The sequence below is a fragment of the Tepidibacillus decaturensis genome (assembly GCF_001561915.1).
Taxonomy (GTDB): domain Bacteria; phylum Bacillota; class Bacilli; order Tepidibacillales; family Tepidibacillaceae; genus Tepidibacillus_B; species Tepidibacillus_B infernus.
In genome coordinates, this window is record NZ_LSKU01000001.1 from 2,467,270 (window position 1) to 2,492,921 (window position 25,652).

Annotated in this window: 22 protein-coding genes and 1 pseudogene; all 23 read right to left on the minus strand. The window is 36.7% G+C overall.

The features are described from left to right. Positions 1-391: 391 nt before the first annotated feature. Entirely contained in the window at positions 392-1,033 is a 642-nt protein-coding gene (locus tag U473_RS11500; protein WP_068726502.1) for an L-fuculose-phosphate aldolase, read from the minus strand. Between the two features lie 15 nt (positions 1,034-1,048). Next, positions 1,049-1,837, minus strand: a complete 789-nt coding sequence (locus tag U473_RS11505) for a DeoR/GlpR family DNA-binding transcription regulator (protein WP_068726504.1) — start codon at positions 1,835-1,837, stop codon at positions 1,049-1,051. Positions 1,838-1,876: 39 nt separating this feature from the next. After that, the gene (gene mtnA, locus U473_RS11510) at positions 1,877-2,923 is read right to left on the minus strand and encodes an S-methyl-5-thioribose-1-phosphate isomerase (RefSeq protein WP_068726506.1); all 1,047 of its coding nucleotides are present in this window, start codon (positions 2,921-2,923) and stop codon (positions 1,877-1,879) included. Positions 2,924-2,940: 17 nt separating this feature from the next. Beyond that, the gene (locus U473_RS15445; protein ID WP_082732520.1) at positions 2,941-3,729 is read right to left on the minus strand and encodes an extracellular solute-binding protein; all 789 of its coding nucleotides are present in this window, start codon (positions 3,727-3,729) and stop codon (positions 2,941-2,943) included. Further along, entirely contained in the window at positions 3,657-4,067 is a 411-nt protein-coding gene (locus tag U473_RS15450) for an extracellular solute-binding protein (RefSeq protein WP_068726510.1), read from the minus strand. The genes U473_RS15445 and U473_RS15450 overlap by 73 nt, the downstream gene beginning before the upstream one ends. 67 nt (positions 4,068-4,134) lie before the next feature. Then, positions 4,135-5,364, minus strand: a complete 1,230-nt coding sequence (gene mtnK / locus U473_RS11525; RefSeq protein ID WP_068726512.1) for an S-methyl-5-thioribose kinase — start codon at positions 5,362-5,364, stop codon at positions 4,135-4,137. Between the two features lie 28 nt (positions 5,365-5,392). Then, entirely contained in the window at positions 5,393-6,397 is a 1,005-nt protein-coding gene (locus U473_RS11530) for an ABC transporter permease (RefSeq protein WP_068726515.1), read from the minus strand. A 3-nt stretch (positions 6,398-6,400) separates the two neighbouring features. Continuing rightward, the gene (locus U473_RS11535) at positions 6,401-7,921 is read right to left on the minus strand and encodes a sugar ABC transporter ATP-binding protein (RefSeq protein WP_068726517.1); all 1,521 of its coding nucleotides are present in this window, start codon (positions 7,919-7,921) and stop codon (positions 6,401-6,403) included. A 90-nt stretch (positions 7,922-8,011) separates the two neighbouring features. Further along, positions 8,012-9,106 carry a sugar ABC transporter substrate-binding protein gene (locus U473_RS11540; protein WP_068726519.1) on the minus strand — a complete coding sequence of 365 codons (1,095 nt, stop codon included), beginning with the start codon at positions 9,104-9,106 and terminating at the stop codon, positions 8,012-8,014. A gap of 705 nt (positions 9,107-9,811) precedes the next feature. Continuing rightward, positions 9,812-11,182: an APC family permease gene (locus tag U473_RS11545; protein ID WP_068726521.1), complete on the minus strand. Its 1,371-nt coding sequence runs from the start codon at positions 11,180-11,182 to the stop codon at positions 9,812-9,814. Positions 11,183-11,198: 16 nt separating this feature from the next. Beyond that, positions 11,199-12,104 carry an acetamidase/formamidase family protein gene (locus tag U473_RS11550; RefSeq protein WP_068726523.1) on the minus strand — a complete coding sequence of 302 codons (906 nt, stop codon included), beginning with the start codon at positions 12,102-12,104 and terminating at the stop codon, positions 11,199-11,201. Positions 12,105-12,146: 42 nt separating this feature from the next. Beyond that, on the minus strand, positions 12,147-13,400 hold the full coding sequence (locus U473_RS11555; RefSeq protein WP_068726525.1) for an SLC5/6 family protein: 1,254 nt from the start codon (positions 13,398-13,400) through the stop codon (positions 12,147-12,149). Positions 13,401-13,420: 20 nt separating this feature from the next. Then, positions 13,421-13,654 (minus strand): helix-turn-helix domain-containing protein, encoded by a 234-nt coding sequence (locus U473_RS15285; protein ID WP_235589114.1) that lies wholly within the window; start codon positions 13,652-13,654, stop codon positions 13,421-13,423. A gap of 74 nt (positions 13,655-13,728) precedes the next feature. Then, on the minus strand, positions 13,729-14,121 hold the full coding sequence (locus tag U473_RS15290; protein WP_235589115.1) for a response regulator: 393 nt from the start codon (positions 14,119-14,121) through the stop codon (positions 13,729-13,731). A 1-nt stretch (position 14,122) separates the two neighbouring features. Further along, positions 14,123-14,875 carry a sensor histidine kinase gene (locus tag U473_RS11565; protein ID WP_068726527.1) on the minus strand — a complete coding sequence of 251 codons (753 nt, stop codon included), beginning with the start codon at positions 14,873-14,875 and terminating at the stop codon, positions 14,123-14,125. A 164-nt stretch (positions 14,876-15,039) separates the two neighbouring features. Further along, a pseudogene (gene pcp / locus U473_RS15735) lies at positions 15,040-15,656 on the minus strand (pyroglutamyl-peptidase I). 14 nt (positions 15,657-15,670) lie between these two features. Beyond that, the gene (locus tag U473_RS11575; protein ID WP_082732522.1) at positions 15,671-18,937 is read right to left on the minus strand and encodes a M14 family metallopeptidase; all 3,267 of its coding nucleotides are present in this window, start codon (positions 18,935-18,937) and stop codon (positions 15,671-15,673) included. Positions 18,938-19,034: 97 nt separating this feature from the next. Beyond that, complete coding sequence (locus U473_RS11580) at positions 19,035-19,961, minus strand: ABC transporter permease (protein WP_082732523.1); 927 nt, start codon at positions 19,959-19,961, stop codon at positions 19,035-19,037. Then, positions 19,958-20,893 (minus strand): nickel ABC transporter permease, encoded by a 936-nt coding sequence (nikB, locus tag U473_RS11585; protein ID WP_068726532.1) that lies wholly within the window; start codon positions 20,891-20,893, stop codon positions 19,958-19,960. Before nikB ends, U473_RS11580 begins: the two co-directional genes overlap by 4 nt. 118 nt (positions 20,894-21,011) lie before the next feature. Beyond that, a complete protein-coding gene (locus tag U473_RS11590) occupies positions 21,012-22,586 on the minus strand; it encodes an ABC transporter substrate-binding protein (RefSeq protein WP_068726534.1) in 1,575 nt (524 codons plus the stop codon). A gap of 22 nt (positions 22,587-22,608) precedes the next feature. Further along, a complete protein-coding gene (locus tag U473_RS11595; protein WP_068726536.1) occupies positions 22,609-23,601 on the minus strand; it encodes an ABC transporter ATP-binding protein in 993 nt (330 codons plus the stop codon). After that, positions 23,601-24,581, minus strand: a complete 981-nt coding sequence (locus U473_RS11600) for an ABC transporter ATP-binding protein (protein WP_068726538.1) — start codon at positions 24,579-24,581, stop codon at positions 23,601-23,603. The genes U473_RS11595 and U473_RS11600 overlap by 1 nt, the downstream gene beginning before the upstream one ends. A 9-nt stretch (positions 24,582-24,590) precedes the next feature. Further along, positions 24,591-25,352 carry an IclR family transcriptional regulator gene (locus U473_RS11605; RefSeq protein WP_068726539.1) on the minus strand — a complete coding sequence of 254 codons (762 nt, stop codon included), beginning with the start codon at positions 25,350-25,352 and terminating at the stop codon, positions 24,591-24,593. Positions 25,353-25,652 lie beyond the last annotated feature (300 nt).

The window sequence follows — 25,652 nt, forward strand, 5'->3', positions numbered from 1 at the left end:
CCTCACGATAAGTCTTGTTTCAACCGAGTTTCTTACTCTGTTTCCACCCGTCCGTGAGGCCTCCCACGGTAAGACGATTCACTTTCGTTCCATGTACCCGCAGCATCTACGTTGACGTGTCCGTGTAGCTTTCGGGCTTTGACTTGTTTAGCAGTCTTACCCCACGTTTTGCGCCTAATACTGTTCGTGTTCCTCGGGCCGGAACTTTGCCGCCGGCTTCCTTCAGATTCCACCTCACGATGGACACCCTTGCCTTAGGCTAATGGTTGGTTGCTACATACCCCCATAACGGACTTTCACCGTCTAGTTAATCGCCATGCGTGGCATACTAAAAGAGCACCTTCTTTTATTATGAAAGATAGGTGCTCTTTTCTCATTATTTATTTAGATTTTATCTTTGTCCGTAGGTCTTGAACTTTTCTAACATAACTTTCATTTCTTCATCAGATAAGATGACTGGATTACCAATACTTTTGGCGCGATAATAGATTTCTGCACTGAATTCAATTTCTTCAGCGATATTAAAAGCATTGATTAAATCATGCGCTCCTGCAAGTAAACCATGATTAGCAAGTAAGACAGCTTTTCGATCTTTCATTGCTTCAAATGCATTTTCGGCCAATTCTTTTGTACCAAAAGTAGCATATTTGGCACATCTTACATTTGGACCTGCATAGGCTACTAAATAGGAAACAGCAGGTAAATTCCAATTTAAAGCTGAGATAGTTGTTGCAAATGGAGAGTGGGTGTGAACAATTGCGTTGATATCTTCTCTTTTTCTATAAAAAATACTATGCATTTCCAGTTCACTCGATGGTTTTCTTATTCCATCCACTACTTCTCCATTTAAATTTAAAACAACAATATCCTCTGGCAAAATTTCAAAATAATCTAATCCACTTGGACTAATGGCCATTAAATTAAAATCTCGGTTATAGATACTTATATTGCCACCCGTGCCTTTTGTGAGACCACTCGTTATCAACTTTTTCCCATATTCTACAATGAGTTCTCTTTCTTGTTTTAATAACAAGATATCTAATCCCCCTTAATTGTCAGCTACAATTACTTCTATTCCGTATTCGCGAAACGCTTCTATCGTTAGATCTTGTTCTTTTGTTAATGGTTCAAATCTATCAGTAATAATGGTATTAAATCTTTCTTTCCCACAAACTTGGAAAAAGGATAATTTATCTAGTTTTGTATGGTCTGCAATGACAATCACTTTATTAGCCTTTTCAATTAAGGCTTGTTTAGCTTCTCCCTCTTCAATGGTGATATCGGTTAATCCTTCTTGAAAATTCAATGCTCTACTTGAAATAAAGGCTTTATCGATATAGATTCCTTCTAAACACTTTCTTATCGTGGCGCCTACTAATGATAGAGATGTCCCTCTTAGCGAACCTCCAAGTAACATCGTTGTGATATGAGTAGCGGTAGATAGTTCAATAGCTATACTGATGTTATTGGTGATCACTGTGAGTCTTTGCCGATCTTTGATTAATTTACTTACCTCGAGGGCAGTTGTACTTGCATCAAATGCAATCACATCACCATCTTCAATCAGTTCTGCTGCTTTTCTAGCGATTGCCATTTTTTCTTTCTTATTAGTATTTAATCTTTCTTCGACGGTTGCTTCATAAGGGCTGTTTATTTTAATTTTTGCTCCACCGTATACACGAACAATGTCTCCATCTCTCTCTAGTTTTTCTAGATCTCTTCTGATGGTCATTTCAGAGACATTAAATAAACTACTTAAAGAAGTTACATCAGCGTAGTCATGTTCCCATAGGAATTCTATGATTTTTTTTCTTCTGATATCAGGTAATTCAGTCATTTTAATGATCCTTATCCTTCTTATTGAAATGTTTTTGTGTTATTTTTGGTCGAATAGTTTTTTCAAATTATCTGCGTAAGGTGGGTAGACAATTCCTTTTTCTGTGACAATTGCAGTGATGTTTTCATGTGGAGTTACATCAAATGCTGGATTGTATGTTTTTACATCTTTTGGTGCTGTAGGTACACCGAATCTGTTGGTAATTTCCAATGAATCCCTTTCTTCAATTGGAATATCATTTCCTGTTTCGGTTTTCATATCGATCGTAGGAGTTGGTGCTGCAACATAAAATGGGATGTTATAATGTTTGGCTAAAATAGACACTCCTAATGTTCCAATTTTATTGGCTGTATCCCCGTTAGCAGCAATTCGATCACAGCCTACGATAACTGCATCAATCTTCCCTTGAGACATCACCATGGCAGCCATATTATCAGTAATGACAGTGACATCAATTCCTGCTTGTTGCAATTCAAAAGCTGTCAAAGTAGACCCTTGTAGCCTTGGCCTTGTTTCATCTGAAAAGACTTTTAAGTTCCAACCTTTTTCCTTAGCTAAGTACATAGGTGCTGTTGCTGTCCCGTATTTGGTTGTAGCTAAGGCTCCTGCATTACAGTGGGTTAAAATCCCCATTTCATCCTTTAATAATGTTAACAAATTCTCTCCTATTTTTCTATTGATTTCCTCATCTTCCTTATGAATTTCAACTGCTTCTTGATGCAACAATTCTTTGATTTGTGCCACTTGCAACTCTTTATTTTCAAGAGCTTTATTTTCCATTCGTTCTAGTGCCCAGAATAAGTTTACTGCTGTCGGCCTTGATGTGGCTAGATAATCTGCCTTTTCTTTTAGAACTTTATAAAAGTCCTCAAAACTGTCTTCTGGAGCGTTTTTAATTCCTAAATATAAACCATAGGCTGCTGCAACACCAATCGCCGGTGCTCCTCTTACTTTCATCACTTTAATTGCATCCCATACACTTTCTGCTGTTTCAAATTCTTCATAAGCGATTTCATTAGGTAAAAGGGTTTGATCTAATAAAATTAATTTCTCATTTTCCCATTGAATCGATTTAATTTGCTCCATGGTTTCTCCTCCTATTATTAAGCTTTTAACAGTTCCATCATTTCGTTAGGAGTGATTTCCTGTTTAAATAAACGATGTAATAAAGTATATAGACTTGATGAAGCCTTCGCAAAATGAACTGATTTCGGAACATGTTTCGCATTGATTAGCATGTGATATTGAACCTCATACCAATGGCAAAATTGTATTTCATTCTTATCTTGGTAAGTTGTTTTTCTTACAGGTCCTCCACTCACTCTACCTACTAATTTATCATTTTCTTGGTTTGATATATATTTGAGATATGAAATAGCTATATCTTTATTCGCACTATTTGCTGCAACTACAAATCCCCATGTGGTATTACAAGGATATTGATAAGTCATAAATCCGATTTGGTCAAAATATGGATTTTCATTAGGATTTAAGATAGCTGCCGCTTGCCCTCCCCAAGAAACTCCTATGACAACTTCACCCCTCTGAATAGCTTCCTTCACTTGCAGGTTTCCGTAGTTTTCAACTTGTTGTGGACAATACGGTTTAAAAGATAAATAGTCTTCCAACGCTAAGATTGTTTTCTTTTCATCAGAGAAAAATGGTGGTTGATCTAACAATTCCACTCCTCTTTCCCATAAAAAGGGTAAGAAATCTAGTAATATTTCAGTTACATCCGATTTTAAGGCAATTACCGGTTTATTATTTGAATACTTTTCTACTAAATCTTTTATTTCAGGAATGGACACCGTTTTTTTGTTTATCTTGATCCCTTTCTCTTCAAATCGATCTTTTCGATAGAATAATAGGTGTCCATCTGAAAAAGAAGGGATATATAGATATGGTCGTTATATTTCATTTCGTCTTGAACACTTTCTATAATTCCGTTTAGATCATAATCATCCAAATATTCATCCAAGGGAATAATAAGCTGCTTCTCTACCAATTCAGGAAGCCAAAAATTCCCTGGATTCATCATAATATCATAATTTCCTTCTCTATTTTTCAATGCAACATCCAAAGTATTTTTATATTGATCCCAATCAATAATATCAATGATTACTTTTACTTGGTTTGCCTCTTCCCATGTTTTCGTGATTGCATTTTCTGTTTCACGTACATAGGCATAAACTGCGGGATCATTTACGGCTAGGATTTTGATTTGTTTCATGACTTCACCTTCATCCTTACACTTGAATTGGACAGTTATTATTGATATATAAACAAGATCATTTCTTTTAACGAGGGAACCTGTTTACAGCTTCTCTTAAAGTTGCTAAAAAGTCTTCACCTGTTTTAAAGCTCTCTCGTTTTTTAATATAATCCTTAGCAGCAGTGAGACATATTCGCTCTGCTCTTAACCTAGCATTTTTATCTGAAATTGAAGTAATATCTTTAACATGGGCAAGACCTACAATTCGACGAGATAACTCAAGACCTGTTACAGCAGCAGTATCACGAAGTACAGTTCCAAGGTACCATTTATCGAAACCCTCTTCTTTGGCAAGAACTTCTGAGACGTTTTCTTCCCAAGCTTTAAGAAATTTCTCATTAAACATGTTCACAATATCAACAATGGTCTTCTCTAGCCAAACTGTATAATCTTCTCGTTCAGCTACATCATTTATGGTGGCATCTGCATTCACCCATGCGAAGATTAGATTAGCTATTACGTTACCGACATCGTAGCCAATTGGACCATAGAAAGCGAATTCAGGATCGATCACCTTGGTAGAGTCAGGTTTGATAAAAATAGATCCTGTATGTAGATCCCCATGTAAAAGTGCTTGGGCATTGGTCATAAATTCAAATTTGAGTTTGGCTACTTCCAAACGAAGTTCCTGATCTTCATAGAGTTCTCTTCTCACCCATTCAAGATTAGGTGGAAATACATCATTACGTCCCTTATAATCATTAAAAGGTTCTGTATAAACCAGATCCTCTGTAATTTCACAAAGATCCGGATTTATATAGTTTTTTACCAACGCTTTCTTTTCCTTATGCTCTAGAACAACGTCAGTGGTTAATAGTAGTGTATTGACCATAAATGTGGTGACATGATCTGCAAAAAGAGGAAATTTTTTATGTTCAATAAGAGCTTGGCGCATGATCACATGATCTGATAGATCTTCCATAGCACTGCAATTCATGATCTCATCGTATTTGTAAACCACAGGGACAAGTCCAGGGGCTAATTTCCCTTCTAATTGAAGCACATCTGATTCAATTTTATTACGGTCTGTGGAAAGTTTAAAATCATCGGAAATACGAGCAGTCTCTCCAGCCTGTTTTACGATAACTGATTGATTTGTATTCTTATCCCATACACGGAAGACGTAGTTCAAATTCCCATCACCGATTTCCTTACAGTCTAAATCAGCTTCTGGTTCAAATAAATCTAGTTTCTCCTTCACATATTCAATAACATCTGTTGGCTTCATTAAGAAGTAAGTATTGAACTTAGACATAAAACATTTCTCCTCTCCATCAGAATTTTTAGTTTCTTTTGCGGAAATAGGTTGATGCAAGGGCAAGGGCAAGTACTATACCTTTTACGATGTTTAATGAGTAATACGGAACTGACATCATTACAAGACCATTCTCTAGAACACCAACTAATACTGCCCCAACAAAAGTTCCAATAGCGTTCGGCTTACCTGAACCACCAAAGGAAGATCCAATAAACGCTGCAGCAACAGCTGGCATTAGATAACCAGCACCAGCATTGATCTGTGCAGAACCAATTCTGGATGCGATCATAATCCCACCAAGCGCAGCAAAGAAGGTGGATAACAAGTAGGCGATGGTTCGATAACGATCTACTGGAATCCCAGACAAACGAGCGGCCTCCATATTCCCTCCTACTACATAAAGATAGCGGCCATGCTTAGTATGGTTAAGAAAGATATGAACGATAACTACAACAACCAACATGATGATGATAATATATGGTGCTTGCCCGATCTTCTCAAAAATTGGTGGTAGAGTACCAACTGTTGGTGTTCCATCTAGTCTTGGCATGCCCTCACTAATCGACCCCCCACCAGTATAGGTCATAGCAACCCCTTCAAAAATAAACATAGTAGATAAAGTTGCTAACATATCTGGAATTTTAACTTTTACAATTAAAATTGCATTAAGTGCAGCTACTGTCAGAGTTATCACTATTGCGATGAACATAGAGGTAAACGTGGACATGCTATACCATACAAAGAAAGATACAATCAATGAATTAGAAAAGGTCGCTGCGGAACCAATTGATAAGTCCAATCCATTTACTGTCAAAGCAATCGTTAATCCAATTGCAATGACCGTTACAATTGAAATACTACGTAGAATTGTTAAAAGATTAGAAGTTGCTATAAATTGGGGCATGGTTATTGTGAAGAATAGTATAAGGATAAAGACTGCTATTACCGTACCCCATTTATTAATAAAATTTAAGAAGTTAGTAAGTCCCTTCATCTCACGTTCTTTTGTTTTTTCTATTTTTACTTGCATCGATCAATTACCCCCTGTTGAGTAAAAGAGTATTTCCTCTTCGTTTGTTTCAGAAGTAAGAAGCTCCTTCACAATCATTCCATCATACATAACATAAATTCTATCCGTGATCGCTAGTATTTCTGATAACTCGCTGGAAGCATAAATAACTCCTTTATTGGTACTTACCATACGACCAATCAATTCAAAGATATCATGCTTGGCACCAACATCAACACCTTTTGTCGGTTCATCAAATATGTATACATCGGCATTAGCCATTAGCCATTTACCGACGGCAACTTTTTGTTGGTTTCCCCCTGAAAGATAGGCCACTTTCTGATTTTCGTGTGGCGTTTTTATCCCTAGATCAACAATCATTTTTTTTGCAGCTTCGTGTTCGACTCTTGGTTTTAGGAACCCAAGGGGGCTACTAAAATCTGAAAGGCTTGCTGCCGTAAGGTTACTGTATACTGGTTCCTCAACCAATACTCCTTCTTTACGCCTTTCTTCTGGCACTAAGGCTAAACCTTGCTTTACTGCTGAATAGGGAGTATGAATATTTAATTTCTTACCCCTTAACCATATTTCTCCTTCATGAATAGGTAATGCTCCAAAGATCGTTTTGCAAAATTCAGTCTTACCTGCCCCTACCAATCCAGCAATACCCACAATTTCCCCTGATCGGACGTACATGTTTATATTCTTAACTGCATTATCTTTTTCGCTAAGATTCTTCACTTCAAAAAACTTCTCACCTATATTCACTTTATGTTTTTGGTAATTCTCATCAAATTTTCTGCCTAGCATTAGTTCGACAACCTGTTTAGCCGTTAAACCCTCCATTTTTCGCCGAGTAACGAGCTGTCCATCTCTCATTACAGTGATTTCTTCACATATTTCAAATAGCTCAGGCAGCCGATGAGAAATAAAGATGACACCAACGTTGTGATTGTATGCAAGGTCTCGAATAATGCGGAAAAGTTCTTCAGTCTCCCGAGAACTTAACGGTGCCGTTGGTTCATCGAGAATGAGAAATCTACGTTCCTCAGCAATCGCACGGGCAATTAATACTATTTGTTTTTGGGCAAGATTTAAATCTTGAACCAATGTGTGTGTATCAATCTGAATATGTAGACGTTCCAATACTTTACGAGCTTTTTTGTGTATTTCTTTCCAATTAACAAACTGCTTTCCTTTCATCTGATTAACAAGGATATCAAGCATAATGTTTTCTGCTACATTAAGATATGGAATCAGCGCCGTGTCCACTTCTTGATAAACAATATCGATCCCTAATTCCTTTGCATCGCGTGGAGAACGTATGTTGACCTCATTGTCGTCAATATAGATACTTCCTGTGTAATGATCGTAAGCTCCTGAAAGCACTTTCATTAGAGTTGATTTACCAGCGCCGTTCGCACCTACTAATGCATGTATCCGTCCAGTTTCCACATCAAAATGAACGTTTGAAAGAGCCTTTACACCAGGGAATTCGATAGAAATATCTTTCATTACTATTTTGGATCGTTTCGGTTGTTCCATGTTTTCCACCCCGTCTAGATAAAGTAAAACTAAAAATGCTAAGAAAAGAGAGGAAATTGGATTATTACTCCCTCCTCTCTCGTTATTTATCTATTTTTTTGCAAAATTAGCGCGAAGAGTATCCATCCATGGTTCATTAAAGGCATCAGATTTTCCCCAACCATCAACCACTAGATTGAGATTTGTCATATTGGTATCTGACTTTAATTGATCCTTCTTAATTAGTTTTGCTTCAAGGTCATAAGTATCTGGAGTCTCTTCACCAGCAAACTTCTTAGCTAAAAGTCTCATATCAACAATACCAATAAGGCGTGGATCAACAGCTGCAGTAGCAATCCATGTACTTCCTTCTTCTCTCATTAGGTTAATATCCTGATTAGAAATATCAATAGAGATTAGTTTTATATCCATTCGATTATTGTCCTTCATGGCTTTGAATCCACCTTTAGCCATTTCGTCCCAAGAACCCCAAATCACATCAACTGTACCTGGAGGATATTTAGCGAGTACTGCACTCACCTTAGCAGCGATATCTCCTTGAACATCCTGAAAATTGGTAGGTCCAATAATCTCAAGTGTCTTAATTTTATTTTCCTGCTCAAATTTTTGGTAAATGGTTTCCCGTCTATCAAGTGGGGGAACTCCTGGGCCAAACCAAAGTTTTATCACTTTAACTGGTTGACCATCTTTTGAGAGTGCTGCAATTTCATTTAGGGAAAGCTCAGCAAGTTTAAAGTCGTCTTGGAAAGTCGTGGTGATCTCTGGAATACCCTGTCCATTTTTATCAATGACAGTATCAAATGTTACAACTTTAATTCCTTTGTCAATCGCTGGTTTTAACATATCGTAAGAATAATCTTTTTTTCCATGGGAAATGACAAGCCCATCATAACCCTTTTGAATAGCTTGGGCTACTAATTCTTGAAACTTTGCATCATCATTGTCCGCAATAAAAGTATCAACCTTAAAACCAAACGATTCTCCTTCACTTCTAGCCCCATCTAAAAATTGTTTCGTGTGGTCGTCAGATGGAAGGTTACGAATAACAGCAACCTTTTTGCCCCCTTGAACTCCATCAGGTACCCCTTCAATTTTTTCTGCCGGTGCATTTGATGTTTGTGAGTTTGTACCACAAGCTGTTAGAACTAACATAAGTGAAAACAACAAGACAAGTACTTTTTTCATTTTGTTACCCCCTTCTGATTTTTGATTTGTTCTAGACTTAGCTTGATATTTTTATTGTTATGTACTTTTCACTCCTTTCTTTCTAAAAAAATTGTTTTACAGATTATGTTTGTTTTTAACATATTTTGCATTCATTTAATGTAAAGTTGTGTTTAATTATGTTTATTTCTAACATATTTAAATCAATTATAAACATTCATAATATTATATACAATTTTAAATTTCCGATGTTTTTACTACATTTGAGCTAGTTTTTAGTTGTTTTGATTATGTTTTCATTGTTTTTCTAAAATTTTAAAGCGCTTACATATTGATTTTACATAAAAAAACCACCAACTGATTTTTTCAGTCAATGGTCTTATTGTAAATTCAAATTAAACTTAATAGTTAATTATCTCTGATCACCTTGATAAAGCTCCAATAATTAAATTCATACTTTTCTCTGGTATTCCAAACTTCATCTTTTTGCTCCTAAGTCACGATATACCTGTGTTATAGCTGCGTAAAAACTATCCTTAATCTTCATTACTGCAAATTGAAAACACTCTTTTCCTTTAAGTTCATTATTATCATGCTCCCACATTTAATTTATTTATCAAATTTTATCACATTATCAATAAAGGTTAATGGTTAGTAATAATCGCCTTATAGCGGCAGCTTGAGCCCGTTTAAATAATGCAGTTGGATCAAAGCTTTAGTAAAGTCTTAAGCATCTAGATCTTTAGTAATAGAGGTATCTTTTCGCAATAATCGTAATACTACCATATAAAGAATACCTACCCCCATCCAAACAAAACCTAATTTTTTGGACATAGGATCAAGATTTACCCAAACATATCCAATCACTAGAAATCCGATAGCTGGGAATATTAAATGATTCCAATATTGTTTTGTTTTTTTCCTGATAAAAAAGTAATTGACTACTGAAACATGCAAGAATAAGAAAGCTGTCAAAGCACCAAAATTGACTAATGAAGCTAAGCTATCAATTTTTGAAGCAAAGATTAGACTAACCACTAATGAGATAATCGCTACGACAAGTGTGCTCGCATATGGTGTCTTGAATTTGTGATGAACTTTAGATAAGAATTTAGGCAATTTCTCATCACGCGCCATACTAAATAGAACTCGAGAAATAGCAGCTTGGGCCACTAATGCATCTGCAATTCCCCATGCAAGAGCTGTTGCGATGATCGTTGTCCATTTTAACGGAGTTCCGCCTGCAACTTCTGCGATTTGATAAAATGCCACATCTAGATTGTCAAAAGTCGTATAATCTGGCCATATCAGAGCAGCTACCCATGTTTGAATAATAAACATAGCACCTATCACAAATAAAGATACAATTGTAGCGTTTCCTACTGTTTTTCTTCCACCTTTGGTTTCTTCTGATAATGTTGAAATGGCGTCAAAACCAAGGAAACTTAATACAGCAATAGAAACTGCACTCATGACAAGACCCAGGCTGAAATTGCTAGGATCATAGATTGGTTTTATGGAAAACTCCGCACCATTCACTCCTTTAGCAATAGCCACTAAACCAACAACAACAAAAACGGCTAAAATGATCAATTCTAACACCACAATGACCTTGTTTGCCTTTGCAGTGATTTCAATTCCTAAAATATTGATAATCGTATTAGTACCGATGAAAATGATTAACCATACAGCGATAGGAATACCTGGGATCATGTCCTGTAGAGCAGCTGCACTAACGAGATAAAGAAGCGCCGGTACTAAAATATAGTCTAAAAGAATCACCCATCCAGCAAAGAAACCAACATGCTCATTGATCCCTCTTTGTGCATAGGAATAGACGGAACCTGCGATTGGAAAGGCTTCTGACATTCTTGCGTAACTTAAGGCAGTAAAAACCATACCTACCATTCCTATAAGATAGGCTAATGCTACCATTCCCTTTGAAGTATCTGCAACATAGCCATAAATACCAAATGGAGCGATTGGCACCATAAAGACCATACCATAGATTAATAAGTCCCAGAATGTAAGAGATCGTTTTAGCTCTTGTTTATAACCAAATGATTCAATCGATTGTTTTTTCTCTTCCCCTGCCATAGACTTTCCCCCTTATTTAAAATAACGTTACTTTTTTCGCTTGCAGTACCCATTTAGGAACAACAAAGCGAGCTGTCATCAATGGATCTACGACTTGACAGATTTGTGTCTGTCCTACTGCACTTAAGAGCATCGTTAAATCTTCAACAGAAAGTCCAAACTTAGGTTGTAATCGATTTGCCATTTCTTTGACTGAACCCTTGACAGCCTCATCTAATGTTTCTTTGGAAACGATAGAAGTGACGACGTCATCATTTTCTAAAAACGGATAGGCAATACTTTGACCTTTAATGACATCTAATGTAACAGTCACTTTCCCTGGTATCTCTACACCAGAAACCCCGATCTCCCCATCGCCCATCGCAGCATGTAAATCACCTAAAGCAAATAATGCGCCTTCGACAAAAACAGGAAAATAGAGAGTAGCTCCTTTGGTGATCATCTTGTTATCCATATTCCCACCGTGAGGTCCAGGTGCTCCACATGGAATATCCCCTTCTTCAGGGGCAACCCCTATCACACCGATCATTGGGTTTAAAGGAATCTGTAGATCTTCATCGAAAACTGCTTTTCCGTTTTGAATAGAAATCATTTTTGTGGTAAAAGTGTTGATTTCGTCTCCCATTACACCTAAACCAGGGCCTGTTGCCATCACTCCTTGGTCGGCAAGCTCAATTTCATCGATGGTGACTTTTAGAATATCTCCCGGTTGTGCTTCCTTTACAAAAACTGGACCTGTAGCTGGGTTGATCTGTTGCCAATCAATTGAGTTGAATGGAGTGTCGGATGAAGTGATCTGGTTTGTAAAACAATCATAAGTCTCTAATACAACCTGAGTTCCTGCCTCTACTTCTAGCATCGGTTGATGTTTGGCACTAAATGAGTAAATGGAAGCAGTTGAACAACTTAACGATTTCTTCATTTTATCCCTCCTCGTTTTTTTCTAAGTATACTTAGATAAGCCCTACTCTTTTTGTGATTTTTTTGCTAAACTTTGTTCATTTTTTACTATTTTTATAATTTTCAAAAAATATAGAGTAAATAAAACGACGAAAAGGGATATACCGATCACCATATTCCAAACAATCATAAAATGTATGGTATCTATTTCTTCTTGTTTAAATAATAGGGAAAAAAGAAACATGAAAAAGCCTATTCCTAAAGAAAAGAAATAACCCTCTTGAATAATATCCCTAGAATGTTTAGAATATCTACCTCGAATAACCAAGAATAGACTAGTAAATGCTTGTAACCTTGTCATCCAAGTCATCATTAATACGGAAAAAACTGAAAGCATGAATAACAATAAGATCAAATGGTGTTTTTTCGCAACTAAATAAGCAGGTAATGAAAAGATATTAATTGCAAAACCTTCAGTTGCAGTAAATAAGTTTAAAGTAACAAATGCCATAGATAATGAAAACCATGAAAATGCTGCTAAATTAAAACTTGAAGAGATTTTAGCAGGTTTGATGGAAAAAAACCTTTGCCACAAAGAAATATCTGTGATCCAACTAAAAAAAGTGATGATTAGAATGATTGAAAAAACAGTGCTATCCTCCCACTTTAACGGAGCCAATAAATGAGGTATATGTTGTAACTCTTGAAAAGTTGTATCGATCCCTTTTCTTAAAAAGATGGAAATAGGTAAAAACATGGCGACAAACAAAACAAACGTCATTTGTAAAATGGACATTTTTCTTATAGCGTCAAATCCCCCTAAACCTGCTAATACGCTTGCGGCTAAGAAAAAAATGGCCACTGTGAGCCCATAAGGAACGGAAAATAGCTTCTCCATGATTGATCCTATCCATATTCCTTGAAGCAAGAAAAATTGAATACTTCCAATCAACAGGAATCCCAGAATGAACAAGGTTCCTTTGGAAGATAATCTTTTCGTTAATAGATCTATCAATGTTTCACTATGATCCATGTCAGTTCTTATTTTGCGAGCCAATCTTCCTATCCATCCGATCCCAAGCGCACTTAAGATCGCATATAAAAAACTTGCCCATATCCCATATTGCTTCATTAACCAAAGGCTTATGATCATCATTTGTCCATTTAAGAGATGGGAAAGGAGGATTAACGCCCCAATACTCATTCCAAACGTACTGGTTCCAAATATATAGTTTCGAATAGTTAAATGGGTTCCAATATGTTGGAACACCCAAAAAATCAAATAGATTAAGATTAGATTTAAAAAAGACCAATCCAAAATCGTCCCTTCACCCCTTCTTATTTATATGATTTACGATATTGACTAGGTGTTCGATTTGTCCATTTTCGAAACATATGATTGAAATGATGTTGGGAAGAAAAGCCAACTTCATCAGCGATCCAAGCTATCGGTTTATCCGGATATTGAATGAGGATTTGTTTAGCTTTTTCAATACGATAATGGTTTAGATAATCTATATAATTCATTTCTAATTCTTCAGTAAACTTTCTACTTAAGTAAGTGGGATTCACATGAATTTGATTGGCTAATGATTCAAGTGTAAGCTTTTCTTTATAAGAATGATGAATAATCCAAATTGCTTTCTCTATAATAGGTGAATAGTTTTTTTTTCAGGATGGTTATGTAGATATTGATCTACTGTTTGGTATAGTTCTTCCTCAATAATCGGTTTTACAATATAATCAAATACGCCTAATCTAAGGGATTCTTTGGCATAATCAAACTTTTGATATGCGGATACAATAATCATCCCTATTTCTTTATTTTGGGATCTAAACTCTTTCATTAGTTCAAACCCAGAGTGACCAGGCAAATGAATATCAATAAAGCTTAATTGAATATCTGTTTCATTACTTATTTTTAATGCTTGTATAGCATCAATGGCTGTATAGTATTTCCACTGAGGATAACGATGATGAAGTAGCCATTTTAATTGTTCTAATTCTAAGGGCTCATCATCAACAAGTAAAATGTTCATGTTACTTGTCCCCCTTTTTCTTTTCCATAGGCCAAACGCATTCTATCCAAGTGTACTCATCCTTACGCATGAGTTCTAATTTCCATTGATCCTGATATAGTAGATTTAAACGATTTTCAATATTTTGTAATCCTATTCCCAACTTCCTTTTTGTTTGATCCGTTTCTTCCCAATTTGGTCCATTATCCTGTACAATCAAATGATGTTGATTGTTCTTAGTTTGTAAGATCATTTTCAATATCATATCCCCATATTTTTTTTCTAACCCATGTTTAAATGCATTTTCTACTAAGGTTTGAATCAGATATGGTGGAATAGAATTGTCTAATAAATCATCATCTATATCATAATGTATCGAGAGCCTTTTCCCATAACGTAATTGTTGAATCGCTAGATAATGTTTTGTATACTCTAACTCTTTTCTAATCTGTGAAAGGTACTGTTTGTTTTGGTATTTATATCGTAAAAATAGAGAAAGATGTTCGATAGCTTTGATAAGTTCTTGTTTTCGATCCAATCTTGCCAAAGATAATAGGGCATTAATAGAATTAGACAGAAAATGAGGTTGAATTTGTTGACTTAATTGAATTAACTCACTATATTCTAATTCTTTTTCCAATTGTTCTTGATGATATTTAATTTCAGAGTATTCGACTTCCCGTTCAAAGTAAGCGCTAGAAAAAAATAAAATAAAAGTCAAAACGGGTGATAATACACCAATCATTATAATAAAAGTAAATACACTTAAACTCATCCCTTTTATCTCCCTTTTAAAAAAGCACATCACCATTGATGTGCAATAACATAACAAATCATAACAATCTTGTTAAAAAACGTGCAATTTCGTGATTATATCAATAACGTATCATACGCTTCTCATAGATCCGTACGTGAATCCGTCTAACAATATGTGTTTTATCATGCTTCATCATCAGCATCAAGTGCTTCAATCACTAAGGTTATCGCTTTAATCATAGCTTCCATCGGCCAACTTGGCAGATTTGACTTTTTAATCGCCAACTCATAGGATGCAGGTATATGGATAAAACCAGATTTTACATTAAGTTTCTTAGACTCAATTTCATGTAACATTTGGAACATGACATTATTACAGAGATACGTTCCAGCACTATTAGAAATTTCAGCAGGAAAATTATGTTTGGTTAATCGGTCTACCATTTTGCGGATCGGAAGCGTGCTAAAATATGCGGCTGGTGCCTCCTCTATAATCGCTTGATCAATCAGCACTACTCCTGTATTATCTCTCGGACCATCATTACAGTTGATGGCAACCCGCTCTGGCGTGATTCGATCCCTCCCCCCGCTAAGCCCAGCGAAATAACCACATCAGGTTTTTCTTGATAAAAATAATCTAAAAGCACCTTTGCCGAACGAGAGAATTCCACAGGCAAGATCTTTCCTACTACTTGGTATTGACCAATCGTTTTGCCATTTAATTGATTGGCAATCACCTGACTGGGGTTAAAAGGAAAGTCTAAAAAAGGCTCAAATCCTGTCAATAGTAATTTTTTCACGAATTATCCTCCTATCATTGAAGTGGTCTTTTTCTAAACCAGCGAATCCAACCATTATTCGATATTTTAGTCACAGACTGAGGTCTGTTTGCAATCCAGCCAATAATTGAACGATCAAAAACTTGATGAGCATCCATGCATTCTCTTAATGCTTGATCATACACGGTTTCATCAGCCGCCTCGGAGATGATATCTAATGTAACCCATTCTGGATGCCTTGCAATCAGACTGGTCGACTTTTGATCTACTTGGGTTGGCCATTCGTAGAAAATTAATTCACTCTCTTTTTCTAAAGGAAAAGTCTCTGGACACCATTGATGACCATATCGTTGATAAAACAATTGATATTGACGATTTTTCTGTTGTAATGAAGATTGTTCAAATCCTCGGTTAATCTCCTTGATTACTTGTTGTAAGATTTGGTAATGTTTCGGGTATTTGTCCTGATCTAGCTTTTTGGTAATACCATAGATTAAGGAAATCGGGATCCAATATGAGACTGGAAACCTTGGTGGACTATTGTAACCGGCAAATGGCTGAGTCCATTCATGGGAAGGAATACCATGATCATCAATTATTACATCTGGTAACCAACGATAAAAGAGGGTTGGGACAACCTCAGCTTCTCCAAATAAGGTCTCCTTAAAACGATGGTACGCATATTCTAAGCCTACTGCATTAAAGCGTGCAGCATGATGCTTCCATTCTGGGTGTTCTGCCGTCAACCGTTGATGAAGTGCTACTCCATCTGGATTCGCTTGAGGGATGACGACTAAATTTACGCGTTTAAGCCAATCTGGATGCTGATTTATGATTTCGGTAACCAATTCCTTAATCGCTGGCATACTTGAAACTTCATTTGCATGATGCCCTGTTTCGATTAATATCGTTGGTTTAAACAGAGACAGTTTATGAGTAGAACGAAATTGCGAAACCCTATGACTTGTCACTTCAAGCGCTTGGATGGGTCTTCCCTCAAAAGAGTGCTTTACGGTCCACTCAAATACATGGACTTGAGACTTATGATGATTGGTATCATTATTGATTTTTATTGGCACTTGATGTTGAATCGGTGTTTGTCTAGGATCCGTTTCTTCTTCAACTACTGCAATCAGCTGCTCTGGGTTTTGGTGATCTATCCATAACTTGGTCGTTTTCATCTTTCGTTTTGGCCTTGGTTGGTAACGACGTAGAATAATCTCTGCTTTTGGCGCTTGATTTTGGTTTAAATGAAGGAACGGTTTTATCGCGCCGGGACTATTCCACTCCTGACCCGTTATCCGTTTCCCTAAGTCTGCGAAGTAATCTAGCGTAAAAAAGTAAAGATCCTCATGTAATGCTTCAAGAGCAGAAATTCTCTCTTCCTGGATATTTAAACGTTCTTCTTCCTCACTAAGCCAAACATGAACTTCTAAGGAATGGAACAAAGGACTCAAACCTGACTCAATATAGGTATCTTTACTAAGTTGTTCTTGAATTAGTTTTTCAATCTGAGGTAAAACGTTAAATCGGTATTCTCGCCAAAAGCGTTCCCGGTCAGTCGAGATCTGTTTTGCATTAATCTCTTTTTCATTCAAAATTATTCTAGCATTTCCAGTTGTTGGATAGCTATATTGATCATTTAAATAGAGCATTGGTGCAACTGGTACATTTAAACTCCATGTCCCTATACATTGGTAATCATGATAAGCTTCCAGAAAATAGGTACTTTCTAAATCTTCTTTCATGACCCATTCAATGTGATCAAGTTGGATTCCTAAATGTTTCTCTAACCATTGATCAATGGGATACATTTCTTGAAGCCAACGAATCTCTAATTCTAATCCATTTTCACGAGTTTCCTTTTGAAAATAAATTTTGAGCCGATCAATTGAATGGTTTACTTGTAATTTTTTTAATTCTTCACTGAGTTGTTCTTTGATCCAATGGAATCCCGGTTTATAGGCAGAATAAATATGAACAGTGATTGTATTATTGTTAGTAGTAGAAAACAACTGAGCTAGTTCTTCAGCTAATTGAGTTTCAAGAGCTTTGCGAATCTGATAAGGTTCTGAAAGAAAAACTTCTAGGTTGATCCTTTCTACAAATTCTTTCTCTTCAACTTCTCCTATTTGATTAACTGTTGAATGATGAAAGTAGTTCTTTCGCAATTCTACTTTTATCTGCTCCCACCACTGTTTAAAATCATTGAGTTCACCTTGATTATGCCACTCCCACTTTTTCCATAATGGAAAATCTATTGGTTTGTGATCTTGATTTAGGAGTTCTTGTTCCCAGCGTCCAAAACTTCCCCCTTCTGCCACTGGATAAGTTTGATTCAAATATTGAATCATGGCTGTGATACCGTCAGCAGTCCCTTTGAGTTCAATGATCTGAGGCAGTAGCGCTTGATGATCCAATTCAGAAGTGGTTTGCCTTGGTTGGCTAAGCAATAGCTCTGCACCATTCGGAGTATCTCCCTTTGGCTGGTCTTGTTGAGAACATTCTATGAATTTAAAGATTAGTTCTTTTTTATTGGTTTTATCTTGAGTTAGATCAAACCCAGTGATTGGAAATTTGATCCCAGTGGCATATAAGCCTAATTTGGCTGCAAGATGAGCACTTTCTTTAATCATAAAATGATGTGGTTGATTAAGACTAAATTCGAAGCCTATGTTTAGTTGACTATTTAGATCAACACGTCCACCTTGATAAAAACCTATTTCTGTCCATAATTGGCTTAAACTATCGAGTGGCTTCCATTCTAATTCTTCTCGTTCTTTTTCTTTTGGTAATTGATCAGCGGTTTGGCGATCATTGGTGATCTGAATTGGACTTTGGTCTCCATGATCGTTGATGGCAAACACTTGATTTAATCGCCATTCCAGTTTAGTAATCCTTTGTTCTTCGTTACAACTGACGCCTTCTGGCCAGTAAGCAGCTAACCAGCGTAACATTTTATCAATGCTTGTTTCATTGTTTCCTTCTAAGATTACTGTTCTCTTATCTTCATCCAAAAATAAACTGGCCTCACTATTGACTAAGTCTTGATCTTCTCTACTCCAATCAAAATAGTCTCTTTGACGGATCAAGAAGAGCCAATCCCCTTCCTCTAATTGTTTATCGATAATAGGGAAGGTTAGTTCACTGGTCTCTAAACCAAGTCGTGCAAGAAAATCAATGATGCCATAAACAACCAGTTGCTGCTCGATCTGAACCGAGACCGTAAGAGCATCTGTAACTCCATCTTGATTGCGATCAGCCAAAAATCCTTCTGTGGTAAAGATTTTTCGTATATCCACGATTCACTCCCTCCTCCCTACCTTTTCGACTATTCTTTCTTCTATTATCTTTCATTAGCAAACTATCTCTTTCATTCTTATACACCATTTATTACACTTAGGCTTTTAAATTAGGATCAAATTCATCACGCAACCAATCACCGACCAAATTAAAGCCAAGTACGGTCATCATGATAGCAATTCCTGGGAAGGTAGCTACCCACCAAGCAGAATCGATATAGTTACGTCCATCTGCTAACATACTTCCCCAAGCTGGAATGGAAGGATCAACTCCTAATCCAATAAACGTTAAAGAGGCTTCTAAAAGAATGTTAACAGCAACATTAAGTGTGGCTAATACGATAATTGAAGAAGCCACATTAGGTAACAAATGTTTTCTCATAATTCTAATATGGCTAGCACCAATTGAACGTGCAGCCTGAACATATTCCATTTCTTTAACGGACATTACTTGACCTCTAACTAAACGAGCAAAGCCAACCCAGTTACTAATTCCTAAGACGATAATCAACTTCCATAAACCATTTCCGATAATCGCCATCATCAAAATGGCAATCAAGATAAAGGGTAAGGCTAATTGAATATCTCCAAGTCGCATTATGAGATCGTCAGCCCATTTGCCAAAATAACCGGCGATCAAGCCCAATATTACTCCAATGACCATGGAGATTAAAACTGATATAATTCCTACCATTAGGGAGATTCGTGCACCATATATAATTCTTGTTAATAGGTCTCTACCTACCTGATCCGAACCTAAGAGATAGGGGGATTCACCTGATTCATCCGCCCATGATGGAGGTGCTAAACGGGCTCTAAGATCAGCTTGATCTGGTTCAAAAGGTGCAATCACTGGAGCAAAGGTAGCCGATAATATACTGATTAAAACGAGTAGAATTCCGATTAAGGCCCATACATTTTTCGTTGCTTTTTTGAATATTCCTGCCTTTTTCTTTTTGCTTGTTTTGGTAGACGTGTCATTTACTATTGTTACCTCTAGCACTTTTGTTTGCTCAGTATTCATTCATTCTTCCCTCCTCCCACTTTGATTCGTGGATCAATAAAACTATAACTAATATCTACCAACAGATTAACTAAAACCATGACTAAAGCTAAATAGATAACTGCTCCTTGAATCACAGGGAAATCCCTTTGATTCACGGCATCGATTAAAAGTCGGCCAACACCCGGCCAGGAAAAAACTTGTTCAACAATGACCGTTCCGCCTAATAACGTCCCAAATTGCAAGCCGATAAAAGTAACAGTAGGAACTAAAGCATTCCTTAAGGCATGTTTAATAATCACTAACCATTCACTCAACCCTTTTGAACGTGCGGTACTGATATATTGCTGATTAAGAACCTCCAACATTGATGACCGAATTAACCTCGCTAAAATCCCCGATAAAATTAAGCCAAGGGTAAATGCAGGTAAAAATAAATATTTGACTCCTTCATATCCTGATGCCGGAAACCACTGTAAACGAACAGCAAAAATTAAAATAAACATGATTCCTAACCAAAAGTTAGGAAAAGAAATCCCTAATAATGCAAAGATCCGTCCAAAAAAGTCAACACTTGTTCCTTTTTTCACGGCAGATAGGACCCCAACCGGTAAAGCGATCAATAAAGCGATGGCTAGCCCAGCAATAGCTAGTAATAAGGTTGCAGTCATTCGATCAAAGATCATCGTGATGACCTTTTCACCAGTCCTAAATGACTCTCCTAAATCTCCAACAATTAGCTTCTTAAGAAATATTGAATATTGGATATAAAGCGGTTGATCCAATCCTAACTGGGTTCGTAATTGATCAATGGCCTCTTTTGTCGGTTCACCTGCTTGAAACATCACTGCAACAGGGTCTCCTGTAAGGCGAATGGCAAAGAAAATAAGTAATGATAATGCTAAGACCACTAATATACTATGTCCAATTCTTCTGACAATAAATGCTGCCAACTGATTCTCCCCCCTTTAGACTATATGGGGAGGACAAGATTAACTCCCATCCTCCCTCTCTTTTCTAGCTAATTAAAATATTACAAAACCTATATTATCTTTTATTTTACAAATTCACTTATTCTACGGTAACCTCTTCTAAACGAATTCTCTCATCTGCTGGAGGGGTAAATCCCTTCACTTTCTTACTGACAGCCCAGAGATTAACGGATTGATATAGTGGAACATCTGGTACTAATTCATACAACCTTGCATCTAATTTCTTAAAGGCTTCCAAACGTTTAGCCTCATCAAAAGTAGAACGCTCCTCAGCGAGATATTGCTCTACTTTCTCATCATAAAAATCTGGGTTCCAGAATTCCCCTTTATGGTAGAGTAGATAGGCTGTATTATCAAAGTCTAAAGTCCAGCCACCCCAACCTTGGCGATACATATGTCCTGCTTTACCATTTGGAATTAGGTCAGATATAAATGTAGAGCTATCGACTGGGTTTATATTCACCTGAATGCCTACATCTTTAAGATAGATTTGAACCGCTTGAGCGACTTCTTTAAAGATTGCATCATTACCAGGGAAGTAAAAATCTAAGGCAGTACCTTCCTTAACACCTGCTTCTTTTAATAATTGTTTAGCCTTTTCAGGATTAAATTCTCTAAAGGGAAGAGATGGATCGTTACCAAAGGACATTTCACTTTGGAAAGTGGAGATCCGTTTCCCGTATCCATTTAAGACAGTTTCTATAATCGTATCAGCATCAATAGCTAAAGCAATTGCTTCTCTAACTTTTGGATTATCAACAGGTGGCTTAGATGTATCAAATCGAATCGAATAAACTGTTGGTGCGCCAACTGGTACTAAGTCTACTTTTTCCTCCTTTTCAACTGTCGCAGCTTGACTAATCGCTACTGCCTTCATCACATCGATGGCTCCTGTTTGTAGTTCAGCTAATCTTGTTGTTGCCTCTGGAATAATTCGGAATGTCACTTTATCTAACTTAGGTAATCCCTCTTTCCAGTAATTTTCGTTTTTCTCTAAGACTACCTTGTTATCTTTCTCATAAGTCGTCATTTTAAATGGGCCAGTGCCTACTGGATGCTCATTAAAATACTCGTCACCTTTTTCTTGAATATATTTCGGTGGTACGATTACCCCACCATAACCGGCTAATTTAGTAAGCAATACCGGGTCTTTAGTTTTAAGAATAAAGTTAACGGTATATTCGTCAACGATTTCTACATGGTCAATCGATGTATAGTTTGCCTGCTGGGGTCCTTTTTTACCTTCTTCACCAAGTAATCGGTCAAAGGTAAATTTGACAGCTTCAGCATTAAATGGTTCACCGTTGTGGAATTGAACCCCTTGACGAAGTTTAAATTGAAGTGTTTGATCATCCAAAAACTGCCAAGATTCTGCTAAGCCTGGTTGAATTTTTAGATCAACTGTACGATCGACTAAGCCTTCAAAAACGGATGTTGCAATCGTACTCCAATCCAGTAAGAAAGTATCAATAGGATCCCAATTGTGAGGATCCCCAACCACACCAATGGTAATTTCATTTTTACTTGCAGTTGCGGGTTGTTCACTTTGTTTTTCGTCTTTTGCAGGTTCAGTAGCCGTATTTGAAGAACAGCCAGCTAATACCATACTTAAAACCAAGACTAATGCTAAAATACCCATCGTTATTCTTTTCATCTGCTTTTCCCCCTTATTTATTTTATTCATATAAATGACAGGCGACATAATGCCCGTTATTTACTTGTCGAAATTCAGGTCTTTGTACTTTACAGATCTCCATCACCTCAGGGCAACGGGTATGGAATGGACAACCACTAGGTGGGTTAGCCGGACTTGGTACATCCCCTGATAAGATGATTCGTTCTTTTTTTGCTCTTCGATTGGTCGTAGGAACCGCAGATAATAATGATCTGGTATAAGGATGTAAAGGTTCATAGTAGAGATCCTTCTTTGGAGCAAGCTCCACCATCCTTCCCAAATACATTACCCCAATGCGATCACACAAATGTTTGATAACACTTAAGTCATGAGAAATGAAAAGATATGTTAAAGCAAACCTTTTTTGTAAATCTTTGAGTAAATTAAGAACCTGTGATTGAATGGAAACATCTAGGGCAGAAACGGGTTCATCTGCCACAATCAATTTAGGATTCAAGGCTAGGGCCCGAGCAATTCCGATCCTTTGTCTCTGTCCACCACTAAATTCATGGGGAAAGCGGTCCATATGTTCTTCTTTCAAGCCAACCACTTGAAGGAGCTCTTTCACTCTTTCTTTTCTTTGCTTTGCTTCTAGCTGATTGAAGATCACTAATGGCTCCTCAATGATTTCACCAATGGTCATCCGTGGATTTAAAGATGCAAATGGATCTTGAAAAACAATTTGAAAATCTTTACGTTTTTTCCGTAATTCTTGCTGATTTAATTCTAAGATATTATTACCTTCAAAAAGCACTTCTCCTTCAGTCGGTTCTAGTAAGCGAACTATCATTCTCCCAGTAGTCGTTTTACCACATCCAGACTCTCCTACTAAACCAAATACTTCGCCTTTAAAAATGGAAAAATTCAAGTTATCTACCGCTTTGACATGATTAACAGTTTTCCTTAATAAACCTTTTTTAATCGGAAAATATTTCTTTAATCCTTTGACTTCTAAAAGTATCTCTTTAGAATCATCCGTTAATTTCTCATTCATTACTTCACCCCCTGTTCCTCATATAGCCAACATCTAACCCGACTATATTCCTTAAGTTGGATCATCGGTGGGGCTTGCTGAAAACAACGTTGTTCTGCTTTGCTACATCGAGGAGCAAAACGGCAACCTGATGGCATTTGATCAGGGCTTGGAACCGTACCAGGGATGGAGTAAAGATATTCTTTTTCTTCTTCTAAAGTAGGGATTGACTCAATTAAACCAATTGTATAAGGATGTTTAGGATGGTCAAATAAGTCATCGATTTCTGCCTCTTCTACCACTTGTCCTGCATACATTACCACTACTCGATCACAGATTTCAGACACAACGCCAAGATCGTGTGTAATCAAAATAATGGACATTTCCATTTCTCTTTGTAGCTTTTTCATTAAATCTAAGATTTGAGCTTGAATGGTGACATCTAATGCGGTTGTAGGCTCGTCCGCAATTAATAACTCAGGATGTAATGACATCGCCATGGCGATCATCACTCTTTGTCTCATCCCACCAGATAGTTGATGTGGATACTCATCAACCACTTGTTCAGCTCTTGGTATTCCTACAAGCTTAAGCATTTTAATCGCATGCTCTTTTGCTTCCTTTTTGGAAACTTTTTTATGTGTCCTAATTACCTCAATGATTTGCGACCCTACGGTATAGACTGGATTTAGGGAAGTCATCGGTTCCTGGAAAATCATAGCTATTTCTTTGCCTCTAATATTTCTTAAATCTTTTTTACTTAGATTAACGATATTTTTATCTTTAAATTGAATACTTCCATACTTAACTTTACCGTTAAGAGGAAGTAAACCCATTACAGATAAAGAGGTAACGCTTTTTCCACTCCCTGATTCGCCAACGATCCCTAGCGATTCTCCTTTTTTTACGTAAAAATTTACACCATCTATCACATTCAAGTCTTGTTCATTGGAATTAAAATTTACATGGAGCTCCTTAACCTCTAGTAAATGCTGTCCCATCTTCTCACCTCATTCTCTAAATCCCATGTTTCTAGAAATTTCATTGACGGCAATTTTTAGTTCTTGGATTAAACTAGGAAGTCTATTTGAATCAAAACGATCTATTGGACCTGCGATACTTAAACCCGCAATGACCTTTCCAGTATAGTCTCTGATTGGCATCGCTACTGCTGCTGATCCATTTTCCAGTTCATTATAACTGACTGTATACCCCGATTCCCTCGCTTGAGCAATCATCTTTAATTGCAAATCCTTATCAACAATCGTTCCATTGGCAATTTTTTGCCATTGAAACTTATTAAATAGCTGTTCAATTTCTTGATCATCCATGTACGATAATAAAATTCTTGGGCACGCTCCTGCATATAATGGAGCCCTTCTTCCTACACGGGTATACACTCTCACTGGATGAGAGGTATCTACTTTTTCAATATAAACGGCTTCATTCCCATCAACTACAATGAGATTGACGGCCTCATTCACTTGATCCCTTAGTTTAGTCATCGACGAAAAGGCAGCTTTTCTAATTTCTAATCGTTGCTCAACAAGGTATCCTAATTCCAATAAAGACAAACCTAAACTATAGCTGTGTTGACTATTATCAACTCTTCTTAAAAAGCCTTCACTTTCAAGAGTTACAACCATTCTGTGTAATGTGCTTTTAGGTAATTCAGTCATTCTGGCCATCTCGGCTATTGATAATTGTTCATACTGTCTAAAATAGTTAAGTATTTCTAGTCCCTTTAATACGGTTTTATTCCTGTAATCCATCACTAAACCACCATTACCATCGTCTCAATCCCATGATCAATATTTTACAAATTTTACATTTCATTTGTCTCGATATTTGAGACGTTATCTTATTTTTTAAAATTTTATTAAAATCAATTTTATGTGCATAATTATTTCTTGTCAATATTTTCAGAAACTTAAGATTATATTGTAAGCGGTTACTTTTTTTGCTTTAAGAGTAACTGTATAATTTGGCCATTTCATATACCACTTGTGCCACAAGTATAACAACAACTGGACGAACGGCGATCATCATTCCTTTTAACCATGCCGCATCTC